The 5,553-nt window shown below is 31.9% G+C and carries 5 protein-coding genes; 1 reads left to right on the top strand and 4 read right to left on the bottom strand.

Annotation, left to right across the window (positions count from 1 at the left end; all coding sequences use genetic code 11):
* Positions 1–698 precede the first annotated feature (698 nt).
* From xpt to HX049_RS18055, 3 genes are all read right to left on the bottom strand, one after another.
* Entirely contained in the window at positions 699–1,265 is a 567-nt protein-coding gene (xpt, locus tag HX049_RS18065) for a xanthine phosphoribosyltransferase (protein WP_286417764.1), read from the bottom strand.
* 152 nt (positions 1,266–1,417) lie between these two features.
* Positions 1,418–2,746, bottom strand: a complete 1,329-nt coding sequence (locus tag HX049_RS18060; protein WP_286417762.1) for an MATE family efflux transporter — start codon at positions 2,744–2,746, stop codon at positions 1,418–1,420.
* A gap of 71 nt (positions 2,747–2,817) precedes the next feature.
* Positions 2,818–3,480 (bottom strand): class I SAM-dependent methyltransferase, encoded by a 663-nt coding sequence (locus HX049_RS18055; protein WP_286417760.1) that lies wholly within the window; start codon positions 3,478–3,480, stop codon positions 2,818–2,820.
* 130 nt (positions 3,481–3,610) lie between these two features.
* Here HX049_RS18055 and HX049_RS18050 point away from each other — a divergent pair, with 130 nt between their 5' ends.
* Entirely contained in the window at positions 3,611–4,579 is a 969-nt protein-coding gene (locus HX049_RS18050; protein ID WP_286417759.1) for a helix-turn-helix transcriptional regulator, read from the top strand.
* Here the strand turns inward: HX049_RS18050 and HX049_RS18045 are convergent.
* Positions 4,576–5,451 (bottom strand): hypothetical protein, encoded by an 876-nt coding sequence (locus HX049_RS18045; protein ID WP_286417757.1) that lies wholly within the window; start codon positions 5,449–5,451, stop codon positions 4,576–4,578. The genes HX049_RS18050 and HX049_RS18045 overlap by 4 nt on opposite strands.
* Positions 5,452–5,553: the final 102 nt, after the last annotated feature.

Raw genomic sequence — 5,553 nt, 5'->3', positions numbered from 1 at the left:
TCTTTTCCTTTACTTCCAAACTTATCTTTGAATTATTTTCAAGGTTTTTGAAAACTATTTCTTAACTATCTATTATACCACCTTTTACGATCAAAAGTTTTTTTATCTTTTTTTTTCAGAGCTTATAGCGTCATAGCATCTCTATACTATATATACGTAAGGATGGATGGCGGAATGTATTTAATATTGTACTCTATTATATATAAGAGTAAATATTGAGAATATGCCTTGTTATGACCTTTCTAGCGATTTATACATATTATATTACCTTATATAGAGGTGTTTTATCTTCCTTTTTATAACATCTATACTTATAGAGTCCTGTTTTTTTAAAGAAAACACCGATATAAAGTAGCTATTACCTTGTTTTAAAGAAAAATAGATGTCCTATTTTTATTCTCACTTTGAGTAAATAACACAATAATCAACTGTTAATCAACAACTAACAAAAATTACTACTATTTTCTACCTAAATAACCAACTCTTCCCTACCCCTTAGATAATCTCTGTTCACACCCTTTGCTTCAACACCCCTTCAACATTTCTACAAGATTACTCTACCTGAGCACCTGTTTATTGAAGCAATCTTGAACAGATATTGTAGCACTCTTGAACAAAACTAATTAAAGTACAGCAACAAAAAAGCCCTAGACTGTATAAGCCAGGGCTGTAGATGAATATAAAACTATTCTAAACTTTTATCTAATTGTAATCGTGCAGTTAGACAGATCTTCTATTATTGCTAAAGATTCTACTCTTACTCCTTGATCTTCTATTAACTTGCGTCCGTCTTGAAATGCTTTTTCTATAATGAATCCCATTCCTACTAAATTAGCACCAGACTGTTTTATTAAATCTAGTACTCCTAAAGCGGCATTACCATACGCTAAAAAGTCATCTACAAATAAAACATTGTCTGTAGGCTGAAGAAAATCATTACTGATAACTACATCATACGTTCTATCCTTAGTAAAAGAGTGTATCTGTGTATGTAACATATTCTCCATTGTGCTAGGTTTTTTCTTCTTAGCAAATACCACAGGAAGGTTTAACAAATATCCTGTCATAATAGCTGGAGCAATCCCACTAGCCTCAATAGTCATAATTTTATTAACATTAGTTCCTGCAAATCTTCTTACGAATTCTACTCCAATAGATTTCATTAGTACAGGATCCATCTGATGATTGATAAAACTGTCTACTTTTAAAATACCTCCTTCAAAACATCTTCCATCTTGCAAAATTCTCTCTCTTAATAATTCCATATATGTTGTGTTGTATAATTATAAAATGAAAAGGACGACTAACTTCCTTTGAAAATTGCAAGCGAATTTACGCATAATCCTTTTATCCCTATCCTAGTTCCCTTAAATTCTTTACTCAAGCTAAAAAAAACAGCTTCTATTCTTATATTAGTTTACACCATCGTCTTAAAACTACGTCTTAACACAAAAATCACAACAATAAAAATAGCCCAGTCAATCAAAGCACTTGCCCAATAAATACCATTAATCCCAAAAATACGGGGCACAACTAACATAATAGGAACATACAAAACTAGCTGTCTAAAAAGCGCAACCAAACTAGCTGGCTTCGCATTCTCTACAGATGGAAACCAAACCATGCCCATAAATATAGCTGGCAACACCAACAAAACACTCATATAGACACGAAAATTTATCAATTGGTCTATTGAGAATAATTGATTCGGTATCATTAAGGATAAAACATCCTGAGGAAAAAACATTACTAAACACCAGAAGGGTAATAATAGCCCTACTCCAGTCCAAGTAAATAACACATACGATCGCTTAGTACGAACATAATTCTGGACACCATAATTCATCCCTGCTACTGGCTGAAGTGCACGCATCATTCCAAACATTGGAGTACATAATAATAAGTAAAAACGATTGACAGCTGTAAAAAAGGTAATATCACTATCTGTGCCATACTTAGACAAGGCATTAAAAATAACAATATTCTGAATAACAACCATCATAATCATGGCAGGCATTCCTAACTTAATAATAAGCTGAGTAATTACTTTATCATTAAAAATTGACCAAATATTAGTCTTAAAAGATGATTTAGAAAAATGATAATAGCCAATACCTAAAATAGTGTAAACAATCATAGATACATTAGTAGCCCAAGCTGCGCCAACTACCCCTCCACCTAATGTAGAAATAAAAATAGGCTTAAGTGCAATATCAATTATTAATCCAATCGCTATCATCAGAGCCGCAACCTTCATCTTTCCTTCTGCTCGAATCATCATATTCAACGCTAAACCATGTACCCAAAAGAAAGTACCTAATAGAATAACCTTATAATACTGAGAAGCTAAAATAGCTATCTCACCTCTACCTCCCATTAAATAGATAAGCTCATCCGCAAAAATATAGGCGGGAAACATAAAAACTACAGAGAATAAAATACTAAGAAAATTAACTGAGCCTAAACATCTAGCCAAATTACTCTGATCATCTGCTCCAATCCAAATACTAATAGCGGCACCTGCACCCGTACCTATAAGACTACCGATAGCCTGCCCTATCTGTGCTAATGGAAAAGCTATCCCTACAGCTGCCAATGCTGTATCATTAATCAGGTGCCCTACAAAGACACCGTCTAAAAAGTTATTTAGCCCAAACAAGACCATCGCTATAATAGCTGGCCAAGACATCTGCCACATCACATTAGGCAAGCTGCCTTTTAAAATCAATTGTTTCTGTTTATCCATATTTATAAGTGAATGATTTAATAATTCTTACTTAATAAACATTACAAACAGGGATAAAAGAAGTATTCTCTTTACAGCTTAGTTGCTTTTAAAATAACAAATGGACGCACAACAGATTGTCCCAATTTATTAGTTGTATTCTCCATATACTGCCATTGCTCTATATTATAGAATCCAATATTAGTTAATAAACGAATAAGCCACTCTGTCTTATGAAAATGAAAAACTTCTTCTGTAGCGAAAGCTTGTTTTAGAGCAAAGTCCTTCTGAATATATGATAACGTCAATTGTCCTTCTGAACGTAAAATACGATATATCTCCTGAAAGTATTTATTTGGCTCTTCCCAAAAATAAATAGTGTTGATAGAAAAGAAAATGTCAAAAGATTTGTCTTCAAAATCCATTCTCCCAGCATCGTTTCCTAAAGATAACTTGATTTTATCTTCTTTTATCAATTCTTTATTGAATTCTGTTGCTTCACTTAGCATCACATCAGACAGCTCAATGCCTTCATAACTCAAGTTCTTTTCTCTAGAGAATAGATATGGTACATGACGACCATTGCCAAATCCTAATTCTAGAATATGCATCCCTGCTTTAATGTTTAAGCGGTCAATAGTTTTATAAATCATATTGCTATTGGAAGCATACATCCTATTTCCAACTCTTACTCCATCATCTCCACTAGGACATCTAAGCTGTTTTGCTAATTCAATATTATCCATTGGCTCCATATACTATAAATTTTGACCAAATATAACTATTTAGAATTAATCTTAATAATTATATTTGTGCAAATTTCATTCATCTAATTAAAATAGTTGTTACCTTAAAAGGAGTAAACTTTACGCAAAACGGATTATTATGGAAATGATCATTAAGGACATTAGTACAAAACAAATCTTACTAGAGAAAAGATATCGCTCTTTATACTCAAATATGGGTAATCTAGAGAAGTGTAAAACAATACATGTACAAAATGACATAGTAGAAAGTAAAGTAACTGAATATTATAATCAGAATTCTATTTTATGCTTTGGGGTGATGAATATAAAAAAGGATATCTCTATAGAGATGTATACAGATGAACCTTTCTATGAAATGCACTTTTGTCTAAACGGAAGATCTGATTTTAACTCTGCTTACAATCATGTAAAATTTAATAAAAATCAACACAACCTATATCTTCAAAAAGAATTACAAGGTACTTTTAAACAAAATGAAAATAGTAATGAATACCTTGAAGTGCTGTTCACTCAAGATCATGTCAACTCTATAATCAAAGAATATGAAGGTCTAGTACCTCCTATCCATAAAACCAAGAAGCAATTATTCCAAAATAATGCTTTAGTAACTACAGAGATAAAAACAATTCTTACTGAAATCTATAATACAAATAGAACAGGTGTTATGAAACAATTATACCTAGATATAAAATGTAAAGAATTACTCCTGTTACAATTCGAGCAATACATACATTCAAATTCCAATAAAGGATTAACTAAAATATCTATAACAGATAAACAAAAACTTGAAGAAGCTAAAAAGCTCATTGAACAAAACTATCAAGATCCTCTAAGTTTATCACAACTTGCGCTAGAAGTAGGATTAAATGACTATAAACTCAAAAAAGGATTTAGAGAGGTCTACAATACTACAGTATTTGGTTATGTATATCAATTAAGAATGGAATACGCTCATAAATTATTGCGCAACACAACAATACCTATTAAGGAAATAGCACACTATTGTGGATATGAGTATGTACAACACTTCACTTCTGCATTTAAACGTATGTACCAAACCACACCTGCTAAATACAGGAATACTTAGAATTTATTTTTCAAAGGTCTTATCAAATTCTTTTTAAAAGCTCTAATCTCCTTATTAGGGTATGGTAGCTTAGTTATATCAATATCTCCTACGCCATGAGCTTTAACCATAATCTCAAGGAGAGTTATTTTAGCTCTTCCATCTTCTTGTGTGATCACGAACTTAATTAAATCAGAGTCATAATAAACACTATCTTTATTCACATCTCCCATATCTAGTAATCTACCTAGTATATATTGATCATTTAGTTCATAATGTATCAAATTATTAACCGAGTCAATTACAATAGGCGTTTGGACAGGAGTAATTTTCTTATTCCACTCCTGTACTTTTTCTACTTGAACTTCATTCAATTTTTGAATCAGTTCTCTCTTCGTACCTTTAAAATAATACTTCTCATTTTGAATCGGATAAAAAGTAGACACTTTTGGAATCTGAGAAGTTGCCATAAAAGAAAAGATAGAAAGATAAATCACTCCTGCTTTAAAACCGCGATATGACCTATGGATAGTTATATTATTAAATACATAATAAGATAACAATACACTGACTAAAGCCACATAATCAGTATAATCAACTACTCGTCCTATAGATAATCCAACACCATTAAGCCACGATAAGACAGGGGTAGATAATGAACTTTTAAACCACATAAAAATTAACACTGTAGTAATATGAATACCTCTAGTGTATTTTGGTAAAAAGGCAGACCAAAAAAATGGGAAGATAAATAGTCCTGTAAAATCTGATAGTTTGCCCGTTATCACATTAGAAAACTGTTCTTTCATCCAAAAATCATTACACAGAAGCAAGGCTAAGCATAGTAAGAAAAGAGGATGTAGAATCTTATTAGACTGTGTAACTAAAGGCATGATGAACAAATTAAAAACTTAAAAGTAATCGAGTAGGAGGCTGAAGATTATTTCTTCAGCCGACCTCTCACACCACCTGGCATACGGATCCGTACCAAGGCG

The sequence above is a fragment of the Myroides odoratimimus genome (assembly GCF_030326305.1).
Classification (GTDB): Bacteria; Bacteroidota; Bacteroidia; order Flavobacteriales; family Flavobacteriaceae; genus Flavobacterium; species Flavobacterium odoratimimum_A.
This window is presented reverse-complemented; position numbering and strand designations above follow the sequence as displayed.